Origin of the sequence: Acinetobacter sp. D009 (assembly GCF_038562025.1) — a bacterium.
GTDB classification, from domain to species: Bacteria; Pseudomonadota; Gammaproteobacteria; order Pseudomonadales; family Moraxellaceae; genus Acinetobacter; species Acinetobacter pittii.
Window position 1 is genome coordinate 697546 of sequence record NZ_CP151886.1, and the last position, 21042, is coordinate 718587.

The 21042-nt window shown below is 38.2% G+C and carries 20 protein-coding genes and 1 tRNA gene; 13 read left to right on the forward strand and 8 right to left on the reverse strand.

Translation table 11 applies throughout. The annotated features are described in order from the left end of the window. Positions 1-14 precede the first annotated feature (14 nt). The 5 genes from mreC (at position 15) to AAC388_RS03450 (ending at position 3780) form a co-directional block, all read left to right on the forward strand. The gene (gene mreC, locus AAC388_RS03430; RefSeq protein ID WP_002116449.1) at positions 15-872 is read left to right on the forward strand and encodes a rod shape-determining protein MreC; all 858 of its coding nucleotides are present in this window, start codon (positions 15-17) and stop codon (positions 870-872) included. Then, the gene (gene mreD / locus AAC388_RS03435) at positions 859-1350 is read left to right on the forward strand and encodes a rod shape-determining protein MreD (protein WP_002116279.1); all 492 of its coding nucleotides are present in this window, start codon (positions 859-861) and stop codon (positions 1348-1350) included. Before mreC ends, mreD begins: the two co-directional genes overlap by 14 nt. Beyond that, on the forward strand, positions 1338-1898 hold the full coding sequence (locus AAC388_RS03440; protein ID WP_005064410.1) for a Maf-like protein: 561 nt from the start codon (positions 1338-1340) through the stop codon (positions 1896-1898). Before mreD ends, AAC388_RS03440 begins: the two co-directional genes overlap by 13 nt. 114 nt (positions 1899-2012) lie before the next feature. Continuing rightward, positions 2013-3467, forward strand: a complete 1455-nt coding sequence (rng, locus tag AAC388_RS03445; RefSeq protein WP_069119193.1) for a ribonuclease G — start codon at positions 2013-2015, stop codon at positions 3465-3467. A 139-nt stretch (positions 3468-3606) separates the two neighbouring features. Then, complete coding sequence (locus AAC388_RS03450; RefSeq protein WP_002116397.1) at positions 3607-3780, forward strand: PA1571 family protein; 174 nt, start codon at positions 3607-3609, stop codon at positions 3778-3780. A 29-nt stretch (positions 3781-3809) separates the two neighbouring features. Here the strand turns inward: AAC388_RS03450 and AAC388_RS03455 are convergent, their stop codons facing one another. Together AAC388_RS03455 and AAC388_RS03460 are read right to left on the reverse strand one after the other, a co-directional pair. Beyond that, entirely contained in the window at positions 3810-5195 is a 1386-nt protein-coding gene (locus AAC388_RS03455; RefSeq protein ID WP_005064414.1) for a wax ester/triacylglycerol synthase family O-acyltransferase, read from the reverse strand. 171 nt (positions 5196-5366) lie between these two features. After that, positions 5367-6101, reverse strand: coding sequence for a phosphoadenylyl-sulfate reductase (locus AAC388_RS03460; protein ID WP_005064416.1), 735 nt, complete (start codon positions 6099-6101; stop codon positions 5367-5369). Positions 6102-6285: 184 nt separating this feature from the next. On the opposite strand from AAC388_RS03460, the gene thrH reads away from it, so the two are divergent. After that, entirely contained in the window at positions 6286-6903 is a 618-nt protein-coding gene (thrH, locus tag AAC388_RS03465) for a bifunctional phosphoserine phosphatase/homoserine phosphotransferase ThrH (RefSeq protein WP_003655338.1), read from the forward strand. 59 nt (positions 6904-6962) lie between these two features. On the opposite strand, the gene AAC388_RS03470 is transcribed toward thrH, so the two are convergent. Continuing rightward, complete coding sequence (locus AAC388_RS03470) at positions 6963-8462, reverse strand: outer membrane protein transport protein (protein ID WP_342371196.1); 1500 nt, start codon at positions 8460-8462, stop codon at positions 6963-6965. Positions 8463-9060: 598 nt separating this feature from the next. After that, a complete protein-coding gene (locus AAC388_RS03475; RefSeq protein ID WP_342371197.1) occupies positions 9061-9759 on the reverse strand; it encodes an NAD(P)H-dependent oxidoreductase in 699 nt (232 codons plus the stop codon). Positions 9760-9917: 158 nt separating this feature from the next. Between AAC388_RS03475 and AAC388_RS03480 the strand changes: the two genes are divergently transcribed. Further along, positions 9918-10943, forward strand: coding sequence for an AraC family transcriptional regulator ligand-binding domain-containing protein (locus tag AAC388_RS03480; RefSeq protein ID WP_342371199.1), 1026 nt, complete (start codon positions 9918-9920; stop codon positions 10941-10943). Positions 10944-11000: 57 nt separating this feature from the next. Here the strand turns inward: AAC388_RS03480 and AAC388_RS03485 are convergent, their stop codons facing one another. Then, a complete protein-coding gene (locus AAC388_RS03485) occupies positions 11001-11984 on the reverse strand; it encodes a fatty acid desaturase family protein (protein ID WP_016143366.1) in 984 nt (327 codons plus the stop codon). 105 nt (positions 11985-12089) lie between these two features. After that, entirely contained in the window at positions 12090-12890 is an 801-nt protein-coding gene (locus AAC388_RS03490) for a PaaX family transcriptional regulator C-terminal domain-containing protein (RefSeq protein WP_204085449.1), read from the reverse strand. A 353-nt stretch (positions 12891-13243) separates the two neighbouring features. Here AAC388_RS03490 and AAC388_RS03495 point away from each other — a divergent pair, with 353 nt between their 5' ends. The 4 genes from AAC388_RS03495 (at position 13244) to hchA (ending at position 17244) form a co-directional block, all read left to right on the forward strand. Continuing rightward, the gene (locus AAC388_RS03495) at positions 13244-14062 is read left to right on the forward strand and encodes an undecaprenyl-diphosphate phosphatase (RefSeq protein ID WP_016143164.1); all 819 of its coding nucleotides are present in this window, start codon (positions 13244-13246) and stop codon (positions 14060-14062) included. A gap of 158 nt (positions 14063-14220) precedes the next feature. Then, positions 14221-15117, forward strand: a complete 897-nt coding sequence (locus AAC388_RS03500; protein WP_069037011.1) for an AraC family transcriptional regulator — start codon at positions 14221-14223, stop codon at positions 15115-15117. A 32-nt stretch (positions 15118-15149) separates the two neighbouring features. Continuing rightward, positions 15150-16160 (forward strand): NAD(P)H-quinone oxidoreductase, encoded by a 1011-nt coding sequence (locus AAC388_RS03505; protein ID WP_081313899.1) that lies wholly within the window; start codon positions 15150-15152, stop codon positions 16158-16160. A 208-nt stretch (positions 16161-16368) separates the two neighbouring features. Beyond that, positions 16369-17244: a glyoxalase III HchA gene (gene hchA / locus AAC388_RS03510; protein WP_342371200.1), complete on the forward strand. Its 876-nt coding sequence runs from the start codon at positions 16369-16371 to the stop codon at positions 17242-17244. 13 nt (positions 17245-17257) lie between these two features. Here hchA and AAC388_RS03515 read toward each other — a convergent pair. Continuing rightward, positions 17258-17330 (reverse strand) — tRNA-Arg (locus tag AAC388_RS03515). 308 nt (positions 17331-17638) lie between these two features. Here AAC388_RS03515 and AAC388_RS03520 point away from each other — a divergent pair. After that, positions 17639-17893 carry a TIGR03643 family protein gene (locus AAC388_RS03520; protein ID WP_002116175.1) on the forward strand — a complete coding sequence of 85 codons (255 nt, stop codon included), beginning with the start codon at positions 17639-17641 and terminating at the stop codon, positions 17891-17893. Between the two features lie 102 nt (positions 17894-17995). Here AAC388_RS03520 and AAC388_RS03525 read toward each other — a convergent pair whose 3' ends face one another. Beyond that, positions 17996-19375, reverse strand: coding sequence for an amino acid permease (locus AAC388_RS03525; RefSeq protein ID WP_031946772.1), 1380 nt, complete (start codon positions 19373-19375; stop codon positions 17996-17998). Positions 19376-19753: 378 nt separating this feature from the next. On the opposite strand from AAC388_RS03525, the gene prpF reads away from it, so the two are divergent. Beyond that, positions 19754-20941 (forward strand): 2-methylaconitate cis-trans isomerase PrpF, encoded by a 1188-nt coding sequence (prpF, locus tag AAC388_RS03530; RefSeq protein ID WP_342371201.1) that lies wholly within the window; start codon positions 19754-19756, stop codon positions 20939-20941. The last annotated feature ends 101 nt before the right edge of the window (positions 20942-21042 follow it).

Genomic DNA, 21042 nt, shown 5'->3' on the forward strand with positions numbered 1-21042 from the left:
TTAAGGATTAGGCGGTGCAACCGAATATTTTTTCAAGACAGCCGCCATCTTTCCGCTCGTTCATTATTGCGGTCATTACATGTTTGGTTGTGCTGTTCTTTGATTGGCGCATGCCTTATGTAATTCAGCCAGCAAGGGATGTCTTGTACGCTGCATATAACCCAATTTATGCATTGGCTAGTTATCCGGTACTGTCGAGAGAATGGCTGAATCAACAAACAAAATCTGAAGCACAACTGCGTCGTGAAAATACCGCGATGCAGGCTGAGCTTTTACAAGCTCAAGTCCGCTTACAGAAGCTTTCTGAACTGTCAGCTGAAAATACCCGTTTACGAGGCCTTCTTGATACACCGTTAATTATTGATGGTCGTATGGAAATTGCCGAAGTGATTGGGACAGATGCAGACCCATTACGCCATATCATCATTATTAACCGAGGCTCTACGGACCATCTAAAGGTCGGTCAAACGGTTCTGGATGATAAGGGGATTATGGGGCAGATTATTAATGTATACCCTCATAGCTCACGTGTGATGTTGTTATCAGATAAAGAACATTCACTGTCGGTACGTCTTGAGCGTACTGGAATGCGGGCGATTGTTTCTGGTACAGGTGATTTGGGCCGTTTAAAAATGGAATATGTACCGACCAGTGCGAATATTCAGGTGGGGGATAAAGTGTTTAGCTCAGGCTTGGGTGAACATTTCCCAGCAGGTTACGCAGTGGGTACAGTGGCCAAAATAAAACGCCATAATTCAGGTGAGTTTGCTGAAATTGATGTAACACCATCAGCACAATTGGCAACAGGCCATCATGTAGTTGTACTTTTCTCTGAATCATTAGCGAAGGAGCAGCCGTATGCCGATCGCTAAACTAAAACGAGAAAAGCGTAAAGATCCATTATGGGGAATTATTCTCTCCGTTATTGTGGGTTCTGTACTTATGGTTTATCCGCTATCTTATGATATTTCAGGATGGCGGCCACTATTCATGTTAATGATTATGCTATTTTGGGTAGTATGTCAGCCAACATGGTGTGGGGTCTGGTTTGCATTTGGGATGGGGATTTTTACAGACTTACTGCTTGATGCGCCTTTAGGGCTCAATGCCTTAAGTTTTGTAATTGTGACTTTTCTTACCCGTTTTTTAATTCGGGAACGCCGTATTTTAACTTTTGTTAATTTATGGACGATAGCAACGCTGGTCATTATTGCCCATTTAGCATTTATGTGGGTAACACAGACGATGGGTGGAATTCATTTTTCGATTGCTAGACATTGGCAACCTTTGATGACAAGTATCATCACGTGGCCAGTCGTCTATTATTGTTTGGCAAAATGGCGCATATAGTTTTAGCATCTAGCTCTCCTCGTCGGAAGGAGCTGTTGCAACAGCTAGGCTTAGATTTTGAAATCTATAGTCCTGACATTGATGAGTCTGTTCATGAAAATGAGCTGGTTCATCATTATGTTGAACGGTTGGCTAGAGAAAAAGCTCAAACTGTATTGAAGCTTTTTCCAGAAGCAATTGTTATTGCTGCCGATACAAGTCTGGGACTTGATGGCCAAATTATTGGTAAGCCTGAATCGAAAAATCATGCTTTTGAAATCTGGAAACAATTATCTGGACGTTGGCATGATGTGTTTTCTGGACTGTGCGTTGCGACTCAACAACAAATGTTAAGTCAGGTAGTGCAAACACAAGTTGAGTTTCAGCACCTGACTACACAGGATATGGAAGATTATTGGACCACGGGTGAGCCTGTTGGAAAAGCGGGTGGATATGCAATTCAAGGAATTGCCTCGCAATATATTCCCCAAATTCAAGGAAGTTATAGTAATGTGGTAGGACTTCCTTTATACGAATTTGCACAGTTATTCAAAAGAGTAAAGACATAAGGGGTTGTTATCATTCTTCATTGAATAGCATTGTCGATGAACATTAGACAACGTTAAAGTTAACAGCTTCACTGACTCTTTAATAAAAAATTTTATAATGCTTTGAGTTTATGTATGTCAGAAGAACTACTTATTAATGTCACGCCTATGGAGTGTCGGGTAGCATTAATCGAAAATGGAACTGTTAATGAACTGTATGTCGAGCGTACAGTTAAACGCGGTCTAGTCGGCAATATCTACAAGGGTAAAGTTGTACGAGTGCTTCCGGGCATGCAAGCTGCCTTTGTTGATATTGGTTTGTCTCGAACAGCCTTTTTACATATCAATGATATGGTTTGGCCTCGTTCGCAGCCTACCCCAAATGTCTTTGAGCTATTACATCCTGGGCAAACCCTTACTGTCCAAGTAATGAAAGATATGTTGGGCACAAAAGGTGCACGTCTAAGTACAGATCTTTCAATCCCTTCTCGCTATTTGGTTTTAATGCCGTATGGTAACCATATTGGTGTTTCGCAGCGTATTGAGTCTGAAGAAGAGCGAGATCGACTGCGTAATATTATTGAAGGTATTCAATCTGAGCATAATTTACCCGGTAGTGTGATTGTCCGTACGGCTGCGGAAGGGGTGGATGAGGCAGAAATTGCTCAGGACATGTGCTATCTGAGCAAATTGTGGGAGTACATTCAGCGTAAACAGACCGACGTTGCTGTTCCTTCTTTAATTTTTGAAGAACTTCCATTACCTCAACGTATTATTCGCGACTTAGCAAGCGAAGAAACTGCAAAGATTTATGTAGATTCGCGAGAGATTCATGCAAAACTGCTTGAGTTTGTAAATGAATTTGTCCCGAATATGAAGAGTCGTCTCATTCATTATCCGGGCGAGCGACCACTATTTGATCTTTATAATGTTGAAGAAGATATTCAAAAAGCCTTACAAACTCGCGTAGCTTTGAAGTCGGGCGGTTATCTGATGATCGACCAGACTGAAGCCATGACAACGATTGACGTTAATACAGGTTCATATGTAGGTGGTCGTAGTCTTGAAGACACGGTTTTTAAAACCAATATGGAGGCGACTCAAGTTATCGCGCGTCAACTTAGACTGCGTAATTTGGGGGGGATTCTCATTATTGATTTTATTGACATGCAAGAAGCAACTCACCGTGAAGAGGTGATGCGTCAGTTTGAGAAAATGCTTGAGCGAGATCACGCGAAGACCAAAATTACTCAAGTGTCAGAACTTGGTCTGGTCGAAATGACGCGTAAACGAACTCGTGAATCATTAGAACACTTGTTATGTGAATCATGTCCAACATGCCAAGGGCGTGGTTTTGTCAAAACAGCGGAGACAGTGTGTTACGAAATATTTCGTGAGATATTACGTTATACCCGCGCATTTGAGTCAACGAGTGGCTTTACTGTTGTTGCCCATCCTTCTGTGATTGACCGATTATTAACAGCAGAAGCACCAGCAGTAGCCGATTTAGAGCATTTTATTAACCGTGTTATTAAATTTCAGGTCGAAAATTTATATACGCAAGAGCAATACGATATCATTTTAAGTTAAAGTTGTAACAAGATATCGCTTAATCCTTGTTACAACTGAAATTTTACTTTCATTCATGAATTTTAAATACTACTTACATACAGTAGCCCTAGACGTTCTCCCTATTAAACGTCTTAGCAAACAATAAGAGGTATAACCCATGAATGTAAGTGAAAACTTAATTAGCAACGGTCTTAAACATGTTTTAGAAAGCACGCCAGTAAATAGCTGCTATATGTTGAATGACCAAGGTAAAGAAGTACCAATCACAACTGCAATGATTCGTTCAGTATGTCATCAGTTACTTAACCAGTGCCGCACAATCAAAAAATAAGGGGCCAATTCAAAGCCCCTTAACTTTTTCTAACTTGCTGAATGATGTTTCAGCTGTTTCTCTGCAATAATTTCTTCAAAACGTTGAATCTCATCTTCTAAATGAGTCAAAAGGTTTTGCATTTTCGGCAAAGCATTTCGACAAGCTGTTAATCCAACTTCAAGCTTATCTAAATAACTAGTCATGGTAATGTTTAGAGCTTGTCCATCCATGACAATCGAAGCGGGGTAGAGTGCATCTAATTTCGCGCCATTCCAATAAAGCGGCTCACGTGGTCCTGGTACATTGGAAATCACTAAATTGAACGCCTGACGCTTAGGAAGCATTCCTGACATGATGTTTAATCCTGCCGGACCATAAACAACCGCACTATAGTTTAAAATTTCATTCGCAGTCATGCGGCTAAAGCGTTGCTTTGAATTCTGCATGCTACGGCGAATGATTTCTAGACGCTCTAACGGTTGATCTTTATGCGTCCCTAAATTTGCCAAAATCATAGTAATCCGGTTACTCATGTCAGAATCATCTGTTCGTAATGAAGCTGGAACCATGGCAATAAGTGGCTTTTTAGGTAAACTGTTTTGGCTAATCAAATATTCACGTAAAGCGCCTGAACATACAGCTAGGACAACATCATTAATCGTCACGCCTAATGCTTTTGAAATTTTTCTAAGGCGGCTTAATTCAAATGATTGGGCCGCAAAACGACGTGAAGCGCTGACTCTTTGGTTCAAAATAGAAACTGGTGCCTGAAAAGTAGAAACATAATCAGGATTTTTACCCATTTCCTTGAATATTGTTTGAGATAGCTCGTGCATGACTTTTGGAGCTATGTCGAGTTGAGACTTAATACCGCCTAAAATACTTTTAATTTTACTAGTACTTGGAGTTGGTACTTTTAGACGCTTAGCTCTTTTGCTCTCAACACACCATAAAGGAACAACATGTTTCTCTTCTGGTGTTTTTGATAGAGATTTCTCGATCAAACGCATACCAGCAACACCATCTACCATTGCATGATGGATTTTAAAATACATGGCAAAACGATTGCCTTCGATTCCTTCAATAATGTCACAAGTCCAAAGTGGCTTTGCACGATCAATTAGTGAACTATGCTGCTGTGAAATATACACCAGAAGTTCACGAATACGGCCAGGATGAGGCAAAGCAATGTGGCGAAAGTGATGATCGATATCGAATTCTTCATCTTCATCCCAAAATAAACCACTTAAGCGGTTATTGAACGGAGGAATAGGAATGCTCTTTGAGCGTTTAATATCTTCTACTAAATCATGTACAAAGGTTTCTGGTGCATTTTCAGGAATTTCAAATAAAAATAATCCACCGACATGCATGGGTTGCTGTCTTTTTTCAAGTGACAGAAAAATGAAATCAATTGGGTGTAATGGACGCATAAATCATTGTGCCTCATGCATTTTTCTAAGAAGCCCTTATATGAGCTCTTATTAGAATTATAGAACCGTAAAATTAAGTATATAGCGTTTAGAGTAGAGAAAATATGACTTTGTGTACGGAACATGACATAAAAAAAACCACTGATTTGCCAGTGGTTTTTTGATATCCAATTACTTTTTCATATTACCAGCATGTAAGCCACACTCTTTTTGAGTGGCTTCTTCCCACCACCAGCGTCCTTCACGCTCATGTTGATTTGGTAATACAGGTCGCGTACATGGTTCACATCCAATAGAAACAAAACCACGCTCATGAAGAGGGTTATATGGAATTTCCATCATACGGATGTAGCTCCATACCTCAGCACTTGTCCAGTTCGCTAGAGGATTATATTTAATGAGTTGCTTACCTGGGCCAGAGAAACCTGCATCAGCTTGTACTACAGGAATCTCTGTACGCGTACCAGGACTTTGATCTTTACGTTGACCCGTAATCCAGCCATCTAAAGTCGCAAGTTTTTTACGCAAAGGCTGAACTTTTCGAATACCGCAACATTCTTGATGCCCATCTGTAAAAAAGCTGAATAAACCTTTTTCGTTTACCATGTTTTGAACAGCTTCAGATTCAGGGAAACAAATTTCGATATTGATATTGTAGTGTTTACGGACAGTTTCAATAAATTGATAAGTTTCGGCATGCAGGCGGCCCGTATCGAGACTAAATACACGGAAAGGTTTGCCTAAGCGTGAAGCAATATCAATTAACACAACATCTTCTGCTCCCGAAAATGAAATTGCAATTTCACCTTGTTGGCTTAAGGCAAGTTCTAAAATTTCTCGAGGGCTTTTGGTTGCATATTCAGCAGCAAGAGCATCTACGATATCAATAGTCGGAATAACGGTCATGTGTGTTCCTGGCAAAAGGCTTGGGCGCATTGAGTTATGAAAAATATTCTAAAGGATAGTTGATAAAGTGCTTAGCACTTTAATTTCGATCCTTATGAATAAAATTGATTTGATCAATAACAACGCAAAACTGAAAATCTTAATGGTATGATACAGCAATTTTTAACCAACGTTGGAAGCATTCATGGAAATCGTATGCCTAGATCTTGAAGGGGTTTTAGTTCCTGAAATCTGGATCAATTTCGCAAAAAAAACAGGGATTAAAGAACTCGAAGCAACAACTCGTGATATTCCGGATTATGATGTTTTAATGACTCAGCGTCTTAATATTTTAAAACAACACGGTTTAGGCTTAAATGATATTCAAGAAGTCATTGCTGAGATGGGGCCATTACCAGGTGCAAAAGAGTTTGTTGAATGGGTGAGTACGCATTTCCAACTCGTAATTTTGTCAGATACCTTCTATGAATTTGCACATCCTTTAATGAAGCAATTAGGGTGGCCAACAATTTTCTGTCACAAGTTAGAGACAGATGAAGAAGGTATGATTACCGCTTATAAACTACGTCAACCCGATCAAAAACGTGAGTCTGTTAAAGCACTGCATGGCTTGAATTTCCGTGTAATCGCTGCAGGTGATTCGTATAACGATACAACCATGCTTGGTGAAGCGGACCATGGTTTCTTGTTTGATGCACCTGCAAATGTGATTGCTGAGTTTCCTCAGTTTCCAGCTATTCACGGATATGATGCATTAAAAGAAGCAATTCGTTCAGTTTCAAAACGTAGCATTCCAGCATAAGAAATAAATAATAAAAAAGGCGCTTTAAGCGCCTTTTTTATATAAATCAGTTTTGAAACTTAGAATTTATAACCAAGTTTTAAACCATAAGCGATTGCATTGTTGTCAGAGAACTCTGCAACATATTCATCACCGCCAGCTTGTGCACCAGTTTGAGCTTTGGCATCGCCTAACCAGAAGTATTTTACACCGCCAGCAATAAACGTTTGAGGAGTAGGACTATATTGAAGACCTACGCCTACGTTCCAGTAACCTTCAGTTGGGCCTAAAGTTGTGATTGGGTCACCAGCACCAGAATCCCAACCTACAGAAACGTTACCAGCCCATTTATCATTGAGTTTGCGACCAACACCTGTGGTTACTGTCCATTGGTCATCTGTATAGCTAACTAAATCGAAGCCATTTGGGCGGTTGACAATAGGTCCTACAACTTTTGATAGTTGTCCAAATTTGTATGGCTGAACAGAGAAATCTTTCCAGTTCACCCAACGAATGTTGGCAAACGCAACAGTGTCAGCCATGATGCCTGTTTGGAAATCAAAGTTAACTGATTGGGGGGTAGTAATTGTGGTATCTGCTGAGCTATTTTTAATCGCATCGGCCGCTGCAGCTTGCCCTAATAATGACAGAGCAGGAAGTGTAGGCAAGTTTTCACGGATATTGACATCATGGTCAACTTCAGAACGATAAGTTAAAGAAGCTTTAAGGGCAATTTCAGGAATTTGATAAGCAAAACCTGCTAACCAACCCACGCCGCCAGTTTCTTTAATATCTGCATCATAGCCGTTGTAGATACTATAAGCTTGTCCACGGAGGCTAATGTTTCCTTTAATTGTTTGATACACACCACCCGCATAGAGATTCCAGTTTTTATTGGGTTGAAAACCAAAAACCATAGCAAGGTTTTGAGTATCTACTTCAACTTTTGTTCCACCCTTGCCGAGTAAACCATTAATTTCATTTATTCCAGCATCTACTCTTGCTGCGACACCCTGTTTTACACCAGCATCGATAGCAGCCTTAGTAGCTGCATCATTATTATAAGCATTTAAAGTAGCAGCAAATTGTGCTTGTCCTGCAGGGGAGGATAAGTCAACTCCTTGGGCTTGTAGGGCGGCACCCACACGTTGATTAGCAGTTAAACTATTAAAAGTTGTATCAATAGTATTGGCACGAATTACATCTAGTCTATCTTGAGCTAAAATTGTATTAGAAGAGTCTGATACAAATACGTTTTTTCCAGAATATTCCGCATCTGCACCAAATGGCTGATCATAGAGTAAACCAAATGAGAATTTATCGTTTATTTGTAGTTTTAGTGCTGCATTAGGGAAATAATAATCCTCACCCATATCGCTAATATCACGGCGTGTTGCGCTTGATCCTGCTTCTTTACCTGATACATCTGGATCTAAAGCAGTAATACCAGCTTCAAAGTAGTTACCAGGTTGTAAGAATGCAGACATTGACTGTCCAGAGCGATCCAATGCTGCTGCAAAAACCCCAGTTGCAGGCAGCGTTGCTAAAATCATTGCAGTGCTCAGATGTTTTAATTTCATTTTAATCTTTCCTTGAACTTCAAGACATTTTTTTAAAAGTAACAGAGTTAAACCGTTTAAACTGTGTTGCCTTCAAAGCTCCTAATTACAAGTAATAGAAGCTTTGATAACTCCATGTAACAAAAATAGCATAATTACAATAAGAGTAAATCTGTTATATGAACTGAGGAGTACTCACTTTTTATACAAATAACGCCAATAATGGATGAAATATGAAGGAATATTTGCATTGTTAAATTAATTTAATTATTTGATATTTATATTTTTTATCTATTAGTAATGGTCTTTGTTTTTATGACATTTTTGTCACAAATCCAAGAAAAATGGTCAAAGATTTTTTTGTAAAAATATGAATTAAGTGATTATGAAATGAGTATTGGTAGCCATTTTTAGTTGATAAGTCTAGTTTCTCTACATCTGTATATTATTGATTAAATTTTATATTATTCATTTTATGAAAAAGTTTACCTTAATTTTTTTACCATTTGATCTATTTTTTGAGCGAATTTGGATTCTATATTTGAAAGTTATGTGTAATAAAAAACCGAAAATAATGATCTAAATTCGGCTATTCTATTTTTAGAGCTAAAACAGAGCATTAGAGTGGATAGAGTTTTTCATCAAATTGCTCAAGTTTGGGAAATTTTAATGACTCTAGCTGGTCAAGATGAGTAAGGTAGATTACATAGTCTTCAAGAAGGGTTTGTCGTGCTTCTTGGCTAATATACGGCACATGGTAAGCAATAAATGGCGGTAAAACTTCAAAACCAGCATATGCCAAAGTACCACGTTGAATCGGCGATAAATAATTTTCGATTGGGCCGTGAATTGAGTTTTCTCCAAACATGTGTGTTCTACCACCGAGTGTTAAACACAACATCGCTTTTTTTCCTGCCATGCCACCATGATTGTAAAACCGTTTACCCCCATAAAAAAGTCCAGAGACAAACACACGATCAATCCAGCCCTTTAAAATTGCTGGAACAGATGTCCAATAAAGTGGGAAATTTAAAATGACGAGATCTGCTTTTTTTATCTTTTCAATTTCTGCTTGAATATCTGGAGCTAGAAGCTGATTTTTGCTGGCATTTCTTTGCTCTAGAGCATAGTTAAGATAATCAGGCTGATTAAGCTCTAAGAAATCCTCTTGGGATGCAACTGGGTTAAATTGCATCGCATATAAATCTGAAACTTCTACGCTGTGCCCCAATTTTTCTAAGGTTTGCTTAGCTGTACTTTTTAGAGCAGCGGTAAAAGACTGTGGTTCTGGATGAGCATGGACAATCAGAATGTTCATAGAGGAGGACCTGTATTCTTTTCAGAAATTTTGCTGTCTAGTGCAATTCAGCGGATTTTGTTTTGAATAACTATGCATCAATTTAAAAGCATGGCATAGTTCATGAACTGACAGTTTTTACCATTTCGCGCCATTTTATTTTGCTGATTGGGTTATTTATGAATCCAGAATTACCCGGAACTTATATTAATTTAATCGTCGAGACTGTTAAGCGGTGGGGTGTCTCTAGTGAGCAGCTTTTAAATGGAAGTGGAATAAATTTAGAACAATTAGAAAAGCCTTACTGGTATGTTGAGTTCAACATCTTAAATCAGCTTATTGAACGGGCGATCGAGTTATGCAAAGAGCCAGCACTAGCAGTATATTTAGCTTTAAGCATGACGGCTTCATGTTATGGTTCAGTCGGAATGGCTGCCATAGTTTCTCCAAATTTAGGAGAAGCACTGAAAATACTTGAAGAATTCATTGGTTCACGTTGTAAGGTTTTTAAACCAGAATTAAAACAAGAAAATAATGATGCATGTTGGTCAATTCATCAGCCTGTTAATCAATTTCAATTGAGTTCAAATGCCAACATTTTTTTGTTAGTCGGTTTTGTTCAAATTGCCAAAAAATTAACAGGGCTTTCTCATTTGGGAAAAGTTGAATTACAAATGCCAGAGCCAATAGGTTTTGGCCAAATCAGTCATCAGCTGGCTGTAACTTGTTTATTTAACCAAAAGCGTAATCGTTGGATATTTCCAAAAGAGTATTTAGCACAACCTGTATTAACGGCAGACCCAATGCTAGCGCCGTTATTAAATGCGCAATGTAAACGGGATATAGAGAAATTAAACTTAAAAAGTAGTTGGAAAGGACAAGTCAAACAAGTTGCCGAAAAATTGCTTATGAATGGGAATATTGAGGCGCTAAAAGTTGGACAAGTGGCTCATATTATGAATATGTCGGAGCGAACTTTGCAACGTTATTTAGCTTTTGATGATACTAGTTTTACACTTTTGGTTGACTCACTGAAAAAGGAGCATGCCCAGAAACTTTTAGCTCAAAATAACATGTCGGTTGAAAAAGTGGCTTTAATGCTAGGTTATGCCGAGACTTCTCACTTCACTCGTGCGTTTAAGCGCTGGGTGGGTGTTACTCCTAAATATTTCCAAACCAAACATAAGATGGCGGATTCAAATTAAAGGGCCACAAATTTAAATTCATGGCCTTTCATTTATTATTTGAGTCAATTAAGTAGACTATTCTGGCTTAGATGAGAGTGATTCAATCACTTCAAAATAGCTAGGCGGTGCAGGAACATGTCCGCGGTCTCTCAATAGACGATGCATACGTGGCAGTTTGAAGTAGGGCACCGAAGCCATTAAATGATGTTCCATGTGATAATTGACATGAATAGGCGCCACAAAACTTCTAGCAATCCAACCTGCACGTGTAGTACGGGTATTAGTTAAAGCTGTATTACTCGTTTGCATCCCTGCATGTTCGGCCATTGAGCGAATTCTTAAAAATAATGGAAACGGTGTTAAATAAGCTAGGGGCCATAACCAATAAAACCGTTGTTGACCAAAAGCTTTTAAAACACCATAAAGAGCTACATTGGTTGCAATGGCACCACTACTGTTTTTTATAAGACTTTTTGCATAATCAACGAAATCTTTATTGCTTCGATCTAGCCAGACTTGATCATTGGCAACAGTCCATTTCATTAGATCTAGATCCATTAACACTCGACCAAAGCTAAACTTTAATCCTGTCATACCTGTTAAGTCGCGTAAAAATTTACGAGTAAGCGATTTTTTGCTTACAGGAAAACCAGAAACTAACGAAAGATCTGGATCATCTGGAGTAGAGGTTTTTGCATGATGACGAACATGATGTACGCGGTATTTTTGTAGATCATTCCAGATTGGACGGGCGCATAGCCATTCGCCTACAAAGTCATTTATTTTTTTATTTTTGAATAAGCTTTTATGAGATGCATCATGCATCAAAATTGCTAGGCATAACTGGCGACCTGCCAATATAGCTAAAGCTAGCATACAAGCAAGTAATTTGCCCCAGCTAGGTAAGTAATCCCACATCATGATTAAGCTTGCAAATGTTCCGCCAATAACGGCCCATGTGCTTGCAACAGCCCAAGCACCGTATATGTCTGAGGGTTGTGTGAGTTCTTGTATTTCTTCTCTGCTAAATAGATCGGTCACACTCACTTGTGCATTCATTTTTATTCTCCCAAATCAGATTTTGGTATCCATATCTTATATTACAAATATAATCATAAAATTTTAAAATGTGAAATATTTGTTTGTAAAAAAATAAATCGCCCTTTAGTGGGCTAATTCATTTTCATAAAGTTTCTGCCATAGCTTTTGTCCAATCGAATCGAGCTGTTGTACATTTTGAGCAAACTGATTGCGGGCATGTTCATCAACAAATGGAGAAGGCAGTAGAGGATCATTCATGAGTAAGGTAATGGTTTCACGTCCTAATAATAAAGCTTGGGTAGCAGCCTCATTTAAGGATAAATTTTTATAATTCAAAAGCCATTCTTGGATATCTTGACTATACATTTCATAGTTTTTTTCAAGCTGTTTGATATCCCACAAAGAAGGAATTAACGAAACTGTTTTTGCGTCAAATTTTTGAATAATAGAAATTTTAGCTTCATTTTCAAGACCCGCTAAAATGAGTTCTTCACATGTTTTTTCAAAGCTATACGCTAAATTATCTGGACGTATATAAATTCCAGTTTCGAGTTCTCTAAAACCAAATTGACGTAAAGCGTGTTCTCTCTTTTTTAAAGCGGTTCGATCAATACGACCTAATGTCCCCGTAAATACTGCCAGATAGTGTTGTCGCCATTCTTTAGTCTGCTTAATGCCATTTTTACGATTCAAAATGACTTTTGCCCATTCTTTGGTTGATGGTGAAAGTTGATAAATACCGCGTTCTACACTTTCTATCATGCCTTCATTTAATAGCCGAGTCGTAGCCACACGTATACCGTTGTCACTCATATTAAAAAGTTTAGCGGCAATTAATATTTGTTTAATGGTGAGCTGAGGGTAAGCAGAGGAAAGAAATAAATCGATAATGAGATGGCGTGCATTAATTTTGGTATTTTTCATTCAGTTTGAATTTTTGAGATGACCTGCATTTGATCAGAATAATATCATGTTTTTTTAAGGACTTTTTAAGATCATTTTGTAGAGTAAGTAAAGGTAAAAAGCTTTGTGTATAACAAGAAAAACTTTGGCAGTTCTTAACCAAGTTTTATCTTTTTACGATAGTTAACCCAAGTTTGTCATCATGATGTGATACATTATCGCACTTTAAATAAACTGCCTTTAACTAGGGGCAATAACCACAAACGTTAGAAATGATCTGATATTGAACATGTGTTAAGTCTAATTTGGGACTTACCAATTTCGATAAAACAAATTTTAGGTCGTTCTAATGATTAACTTTCTTTGAGCAAGTTATGGAAAATTTTGAAGTTATAAAAGCACTGTTTTTAGGCTTTGTCGAAGGCTTAACTGAATTTTTACCCATCTCGAGTACAGGCCATTTAATTTTATTTGGTCATATTATCGATTTCCACTCAGACGGCGGTCGTGTATTTGAGGTCGTAATCCAGTTAGGTGCTATTTTGGCAGTGTGCTGGTTATACCGACAAAAAATTATTAACTTGATTAAGGGATTCTTTAGTGGTGATGTGGAATCACGTCATTTTGCGATTAGTGTGCTTATTGCATTCTTTCCAGCAGTCATTATTGGTGTTCTAGCTGTCGACTTTATTAAAAGTGTTCTATTTAGCCCAATTGTGGTTGCGATTGCCTTAATTGTCGGCGCCCTGATCATTTTCTGGGTTGAATCTAGACAGTTTGAACATAAAACACTCGATGCAACTAAAATTACTTTTAAACAAGCGCTTTTAGTAGGTCTTGCTCAGTGTGTGGCGATGATTCCGGGAACTTCACGTTCAGGCGCAACAATTGTAGGCGGAATGTTTGCGGGCTTATCACGTAAAGCGGCTACAGAGTTCTCTTTCTTCCTTGCAATGCCGACCATGTTGGGTGCTGCGACTTTTGACTTGATTAAAAATGCTGACGTACTTACCTCAGACAATATGATTAATATTGGGGTAGGTTTCGTTGCTGCTTTTATTGCCGCGCTGTTTGTTGTAAAAGCATTGGTACTGTTTGTAGAACGTCACACGTTACGTGTATTTGCTTGGTACCGAATTGTACTTGGTGTAATTATTTTGATTGCAGCAATGTTCTTTAATTTATCGGCTTAAATAATCTTATAAATTGAAAAAACCTAGAATGCTCTAGGTTTTTTTATGCCTAAAAATTGATTTGAGTTGCCTATTTATACAAAGTAAACGTAAGACAGATGTTTTCATTTTAGGTTCATTGTTATATTGATTATTAGATTACCTCTCACAATAAAACTATGCCGCAAAATCATCTTACAGAACATTTGGTCGATGCATTTTTGCACTTGGCTCCAGCAGAAGGCCTCTATCCTACTTTTATTTCTAATATCACTTTGATGCGTGTAGATCATTCCACACCACCTGTTGCCGTGCTGCAAGAGCCCTCAATTGTTTTAGTGATACAGGGGTTAAAGCGCGGATATATTGGTAAAGAAATCTTTCAGTTTCAACAAGGACAGTGCTTATTTATCTCAATTGCAATACCGTTTGATTGCGATACTGTAGTTGAAAATAATGAACCGATGTTGGCAATAGCAATAAAGTTTGAACCACAAATGATGACTGATCTCATTACTAAAATGGATAAACAGCAACAAGTGGTTACTGAAGATGCTCATTCAGAAGATTTAAAATTAAGCTGTGGGCTTAGAGTGATCGACATGAATGCCACCATTTCCGAGGTTGCTCTCAGATTGCTCAATTTACTTCGTTCTAAACAAGATACTTTCATATTGGGTGAGCAAGTTAAAAGAGAATTAGTTTATCGTGTGGTGCAGGCTTCAGGTGGCAATCTAGTCGAAAGCTTATCTGCTATGGCAAGTCGAAATGGCGTGATTTACACCATTTGTGAAATTATTCAGCGTGATTATTATCATAACTTAACGGTTCAAGAATTGGCGAAACAAGCAGGCATGAGCATCTCGCTTTTTCATCAAACTTTTAAAAAGGTGACGAATTATTCGCCCTTACAGTACATCAAAATTACTCGGTTACATAAGGCACGTGAGTTAATCATAAACAATAAAATGGGAGTCGCAGAAGCCGCCTATGAAGTTGGATATGTTAGTGCTTCACAATTTAGCCGAGAATTTAAGCGACTGTTTGGAGTTCCACCCAAGTCTTCAATTATTTAACGTAGATTAGTATTTTGAAATATAAATCAAACATGGAGCATTATATGACCCTTCCAACAACCATGAAAATTATTGAAATTACGGCTCCTGGTGGACCTGAGGTTCTAAAAGTTCAAGATGCAAATATTCCAGCACCTCAAGCAGATGAAGTCTTAATTGAGGTAAAGGCTGCTGGAATTAACCGCCCTGATGTATTGCAGCGTATGGGTTTATATCCAATGCCTAAAGGTGTTACTCAAATACCCGGACTTGAAGTCGCTGGTGTCGTGGTTGCTGTAGGTGAACAAGTCGATCGATTCAAGGTTGGAGATAAAGTTTGCGCCCTAACAAATGGCGGTGGTTATGCTGAGTACTGTGCGGTAACAGCAACTCAAGTATTGCCAATACCTGAAAATTTATCATTTACTCAAGCCGCTGCGATTCCGGAAACATTTTTTACAGTTTGGGCAAATCTATTTGATATCGGCCGTTTAAAGAAAGATGAAACCGCACTGATTCATGGTGGGGCAAGTGGTATTGGAACCACAGCTTTAGCCATTTGCCATGCTTTGGGGATTAAAACTTTTGCTACGGTTGGTAGTGAAGATAAAGTTGAAGCGCTCTCAAGTTTAACGACAGCAATTAACTATAAAACCCAAGATTTTGAGCAAGAAGTTTTGAAACATACTCAAGATCAAGGTGTTGATGTTATTTTGGATATTGTGGGTGGTTCTTATTTCACAAAAAATTTAAATCTATTAAAACGTGATGGCCGACTGGTCATTATTGGTTTTATGGGTGGTCGAATCGCAAAAGAATTTGATTTACAAAAACTGATTTTAAAGCGTGCCACAATTACGGGCTCAACGATGCGAGCACGTAATAGCCAAGAAAAAGCAGAGATTGCACAATCTTTGCATGAGCATGTATGGCCATTATTGGCTCAAGGTAAATGTTTACCACAAATCTATAAAACGTATGCTTTTTCAGATGTACAAAGTGCTCACGCATGTATGGAACAAGGTGATCATATTGGAAAGATCGTTTTAGAAATGAATGCGTAACACTGTAATCATTGAAGTTTGGGCGAACGACAGGTTCGCCTAAACTGAATTTTATAATTCTAGATTCTGCCTATTTCTCTATAAAAATTGCCAAATTCTATTGGCAGATTGCACCAGTTCCATAACTTCACCTATAAATTGAGTAAGAAATAAAAATGGGTTCTTACCTTATTATTTCTTTCCATACTGATGAAAAAGGATAGTAACAATGAATACCGCAAATATTGATGATAAAAATCCTACTCCAGATTTGGCTGAAGATAATGCCTTTTTCCCATCACCTTATTCACTAAGTCAATATACTGCCCCTAAAACCGATTACGATGGCACGACTTATTCAACGCCGTATGCGGGCAATAAAAAAGTTTTAATGATTGCAACTGATGAACGTTATATTCAGATGCAAAACGGTAAGTTCTTTTCAACAGGTAACCATCCTGTAGAAATGCTTTTACCGATGTTTCATTTAGATAATGCAGGCTTCGAAATTGATATTGCGACACTTTCAGGGAACCCTGCCAAACTTGAAATGTGGGCAATGCCAAAGCAAGAACAAGTGGTGTTAGATACCTTTCAGAAATATGCAGATAAATTAAAAAATCCGCTTAAACTAGCTGACATTTTAGAAAATGCAGTCGGTGAAAACTCACCATATACGGCTGTATTTATTCCGGGTGGGCATGGCGTATTAGCTAAGATTCCACATAGCCTTGAGGTGAAAAAAGTTCTTAAATGGGCGGTTGAACAAGATAAATTTATTATTACATTATGCCATGGTCCAGCTTCATTACTTGCTGCGGCAGTAGGCGAACAACCTGAGAATTATATTTTTAAAGGTTATCAAATTTGTGTATTCCCTGATTCATTAGATAAGGGAGCAAATATTGATATTGGTTATATGCCAGGGGCTTTACCTTGGCTAGTAGGTGAGAACCTTGAAAAGCTCGGTGTCAAAATTTTAAATAAGGGCATTACCGGTCAATGTCATAGAGATCGTAAATTGCTAACTGGTGATAGTCCGCTTGCTTCTAATAATTTAGGAAAACTTGCAGCTGAAACATTGTTGGCTGAAGTGAAGGATTAACGTATTAAGTATGTGCGCCCTGCGGGACTCGAACCCACGTCGGTCGCTTAGGAGGCAACTGCTCTATCCAGTTAAGCTAAGGGCGCATAATTTTATGATTATAAACAAAAAAGCTATTGTGAAGGCAATGGCTTTTTTACGTTTTAGTTATTAAAACTTTTGCCAGAGTGGCCAATAAAGATAAAGTTGAACCATTCAACGGTTTCAAACACTTATGTCTGTAGAAAAACAGTTTATAAAGCTAAAAAATCACAAAAACTTCATGTTTGTCTTTCTATGATCTGAAGTAAAACACGAAAAGGTTTAAGACAAGCAATTCAGTAGATGAAACTATTCCCGAAAGGTTGTTTGTTAAAAATCAGATTTAGCTACCTATAATTCAAAAGGGCAGAGCATGAAAAAAATTGATGAACAGGACTTATCTAGAATTATTGAAATGGCATGGGAAGATCGCACTCCATTTGAAGCAATTGAGCGAGAGTATGGCTTAAGCGAAAGCGAAGTTATTCGTTTAATGAGATACAACCTAAAAACCAATAGTTTTAAACTTTGGCGTAAACGTATGGCAGGGCGTAAAACTAAGCATCAGCAATTACGTTCACCAGAAGTTGAACGAGCTTACTGTTCTCGTCAGTATAAATATGCATAACTTCTAATTTTATTGTCAATGAAATTTTAATACTTACAACGCGTAATTTTCTAATGATGAATAAAAAAAGCCATTGTCTAGACAATGGCTTTTTAGATTTATTTATTCTTCAGGATTCTCAATGGAATCTAGTTTTTTAGGATTTAAATAGTCAAAAAGTACAAGCATTGCCGTAATCCAAATAGGGATCATCATTACTGACTCTTTGAAGCCTTGAGTCCACATAATATAGAGAACCACAGCAATAAAGGCTAAAACTAAGTAATTACTAAAAGGTGACCATAACGCTGGAAAAGATGTCTTAATATTCGCGTGCTTAACAAAGCGTCTATACTTCAAATGTGTAATTGATATCATTGCCCAGTTTAGAACAAGTGCACCAACTACAACATACATGAGATGTCCAAGAGCATCTTCAGGTACAAAGTAATTTAAAAGAACACAACCAAAGATTAATAAAGCAGAAAGCAGAACAGCGGGAATAGGAACCCCTTGTTTATTGGTTTTTGCAAAAACTTTTGGTGCATTCCCTTGTTGAGCGAGGCTGTATAGCATACGACTATTTGCAAACATCCCACTGTTATAAACAGATAGAGCAGCAGTTAAAATAATAAAGTTAAGTAAGTGTGCAGCCCAACCAATTCCCATTTGGCTAAAAATCATAACAAATGGACTTTTGTCGAGACCGCCAAGATCTAATTGGTTCCATGGCACTAATGAAAGTAAGATCGCTAGTGAACCGATATAGAAAATCAAAATACGGAAAACGACTTGGTTAATTGCTTTTGGAATCGTTTTTTTCGGATCTTTTGCTTCTGCTGCGGCCATACCAATCAGTTCAATACCACCAAAGGCGAACATCAAGAAAGCCAACATATAGAAGAGGCCGCTAAAGCCATTTGGAAAAAATCCACCATGAGACCAAAGGTTACTAAATGAAATATTTGAGCCTACATCTGCTGTAAATAGCAAATAGAGTCCAAAAACAATCATAGAGATGACCGCAGCAACTTTAATAATAGCGAGCCAGAATTCGGACTCACCATAAAATTTGACGTTTGTTAGGTTAATTGCCGTAATCACGACAAAGAAAAATAAGACAGACGTCCACGCTGGAATATGAGGCCACCAATAATTAATATATTTGGCCACTGCGGTGAGTTCGCTCATCGCAACCAGAACGTAGAGTATCCAATAATTCCATCCAGTTAAAAATCCGGGAAATTTCCCCCAGTATTTATACGCAAAATGGCTGAACGATCCTGCAACAGGTTCTTCAACAATCATTTCTCCCAGGTGGCGCATAATTAAAAAAGCAATTAAGCCACCAATGGCATATCCTAAAATAATGGATGGTCCCGCAGATTGAATCACTTGCGCCGAGCCTAAAAATAATCCGGTACCAATTGCTCCACCCATAGCAATTAATTGGATATGTCGATTTTTTAGTCCTCGTTGAAGTGTAGAAGATTCGTTGGTCAAAGGTCTTCACTCACTATGAATAAGTAAATTATTCTAATAGATGGAGTTATTTTAGCCTAGACTACAAATTAATAAGCAGTGACTGAAAAGTAATTATAAAAACTATTTAAAATCATAATCTTGCATTTAATATTTCTATTTCGAGTGAAAAGTACTCTAAAAAATATAATTTCAGATAGACTTTTTTTCTTAGATTTTGCTTAGATTAAGTCATTGCAAGAGCATTGTTAAATTCACAAAATATGCTCACGTCAATACGATTGATGTATAAAGCAGATCGCTATCTCTTGGCCTTAAAACAATTTAAGATGAAGAGAAGGGTAAACAAGAATGCTTGTTTTGATATAGAAGAACATAATAGTAAGGATAACAGTTGATATGAGCTCAGTACCGCAAATTAAAATTCCAGCAACTTATATGCGTGGTGGGACGAGTAAAGGTGTCTTTTTTAAACTTGATGATTTGCCGGAAAGAGCTCAAGTTGCAGGTCAAGCAAGAGATCAGCTGTTACTACGAGTCATTGGTAGTCCAGATCCTTATGGAAAACAAATTGATGGGATGGGAGGAGCCACTTCGAGTACCAGCAAAACTGTTATTCTCGCTAAAAGTACGCAACCAGATCATGATGTCGATTATTTATTTGGTCAGGTTTCAATTGATCAAGCTTTTGTAGATTGGAGTGGTAACTGCGGTAATTTGACTGCTGCTGTTGGTTCTTTTGCGATTTCAAATGGTTTAGTTGATGCCGATCATATTCCAGAAAATGGCCTATGTACGGTTCGAATCTGGCAAAAAAATATTCAAAAAACGATTATTGCGCATGTGCCTATCACCAATGGTCAAGTTCAAGAAACTGGCGACTTTGAACTTGATGGAGTGACGTTTCCTGCCGCTGAAGTTCAAATTGAGTTCTTAGACCCAGCCGATGATGGAGAAGAAGGCGGTGATATGTTCCCAACAGGAAATATCGTTGATGAGTTAGATGTTCCTGATATTGGCCGTTTCCAAGCGACATTCATTAATGCAGGTATTCCAACTATTTTCTTAAATGCAGAAGATTTGGGTTACCAAGGTACAGAATTACAAGATCATATTAATAGTGATGCAGCAGCACTAGCACGTTTTGAAAAAATTCGTGCCTATGGCGCGGTACAGATGGGTTTAATTAAAGATATTTCAGAAGCAGCAGCGCGTCAGCACACACCAAAAATTGCTTTTGTCTCTAAGCCGAAAAACTATACCGCTTCAAGTGGTAAGTCCGTTTCAGAGAATGACGTTGATTTACTGGTTCGTGCTTTGTCGATGGGTAAATTACACCATGCCATGATGGGAACAGCAGCAGTAGCGATTGGTACGGCAGCTGCCATTCCGGGTACATTAGTAAATTTAGCAGCTGGCGGTGGTGAACGTGAAGCAGTACGTTTTGGGCATCCATCTGGGACATTACGTGTTGGTGCTCAAGCTGAACTTACAAATGGCCAGTGGGTTGTTAAAAAGGCCATTATGAGCCGTAGTGCACGTGTCTTAATGGAAGGCTGGGTACGCGTCCCAGGTGACAGCTTCTAAAAGTCACTTCAGAATGTAAAAAGCCTCTCCATTTTGTAGAGGCTTTTTACATAGGCCTTCGAAAACTCATCACGCACTTTTCACAGTGAATCGTGTATGAT

Bases quoted from the DNA above. Each gene is read 5' to 3' on its own strand.
- AAC388_RS03480 (WP_342371199.1), top strand. From the start codon at position 9,918: ATGAATCCAGAATTACCCGGAACTTATATTAATTTAATCGTCGAGACT.
- prpF (WP_342371201.1), top strand. From the start codon at position 19,754: ATGAGCTCAGTACCGCAAATTAAAATTCCAGCAACTTATATGCGTGGT.
- AAC388_RS03455 (WP_005064414.1), bottom strand. From the start codon at position 5,195: ATGCGTCCATTACACCCAATTGATTTCATTTTTCTGTCACTTGAAAAA.
- hchA (WP_342371200.1), top strand. From the start codon at position 16,369: ATGAATACCGCAAATATTGATGATAAAAATCCTACTCCAGATTTGGCT.
- AAC388_RS03485 (WP_016143366.1), bottom strand. From the start codon at position 11,984: ATGAATGCACAAGTGAGTGTGACCGATCTATTTAGCAGAGAAGAAATA.
- mreD (WP_002116279.1), top strand. From the start codon at position 859: ATGCCGATCGCTAAACTAAAACGAGAAAAGCGTAAAGATCCATTATGG.
- AAC388_RS03440 (WP_005064410.1), top strand. From the start codon at position 1,338: ATGGCGCATATAGTTTTAGCATCTAGCTCTCCTCGTCGGAAGGAGCTG.
- AAC388_RS03500 (WP_069037011.1), top strand. From the start codon at position 14,221: ATGCCGCAAAATCATCTTACAGAACATTTGGTCGATGCATTTTTGCAC.
- AAC388_RS03470 (WP_342371196.1), bottom strand. From the start codon at position 8,462: ATGAAATTAAAACATCTGAGCACTGCAATGATTTTAGCAACGCTGCCT.
- AAC388_RS03505 (WP_081313899.1), top strand. From the start codon at position 15,150: ATGGAGCATTATATGACCCTTCCAACAACCATGAAAATTATTGAAATT.
- thrH (WP_003655338.1), top strand. From the start codon at position 6,286: ATGGAAATCGTATGCCTAGATCTTGAAGGGGTTTTAGTTCCTGAAATC.
- rng (WP_069119193.1), top strand. From the start codon at position 2,013: ATGTCAGAAGAACTACTTATTAATGTCACGCCTATGGAGTGTCGGGTA.
- AAC388_RS03520 (WP_002116175.1), top strand. From the start codon at position 17,639: ATGAAAAAAATTGATGAACAGGACTTATCTAGAATTATTGAAATGGCA.
- AAC388_RS03490 (WP_204085449.1), bottom strand. From the start codon at position 12,890: ATGAAAAATACCAAAATTAATGCACGCCATCTCATTATCGATTTATTT.
- AAC388_RS03460 (WP_005064416.1), bottom strand. From the start codon at position 6,101: ATGACCGTTATTCCGACTATTGATATCGTAGATGCTCTTGCTGCTGAA.
- AAC388_RS03475 (WP_342371197.1), bottom strand. From the start codon at position 9,759: ATGAACATTCTGATTGTCCATGCTCATCCAGAACCACAGTCTTTTACC.
- AAC388_RS03495 (WP_016143164.1), top strand. From the start codon at position 13,244: ATGGAAAATTTTGAAGTTATAAAAGCACTGTTTTTAGGCTTTGTCGAA.
- AAC388_RS03450 (WP_002116397.1), top strand. From the start codon at position 3,607: ATGAATGTAAGTGAAAACTTAATTAGCAACGGTCTTAAACATGTTTTA.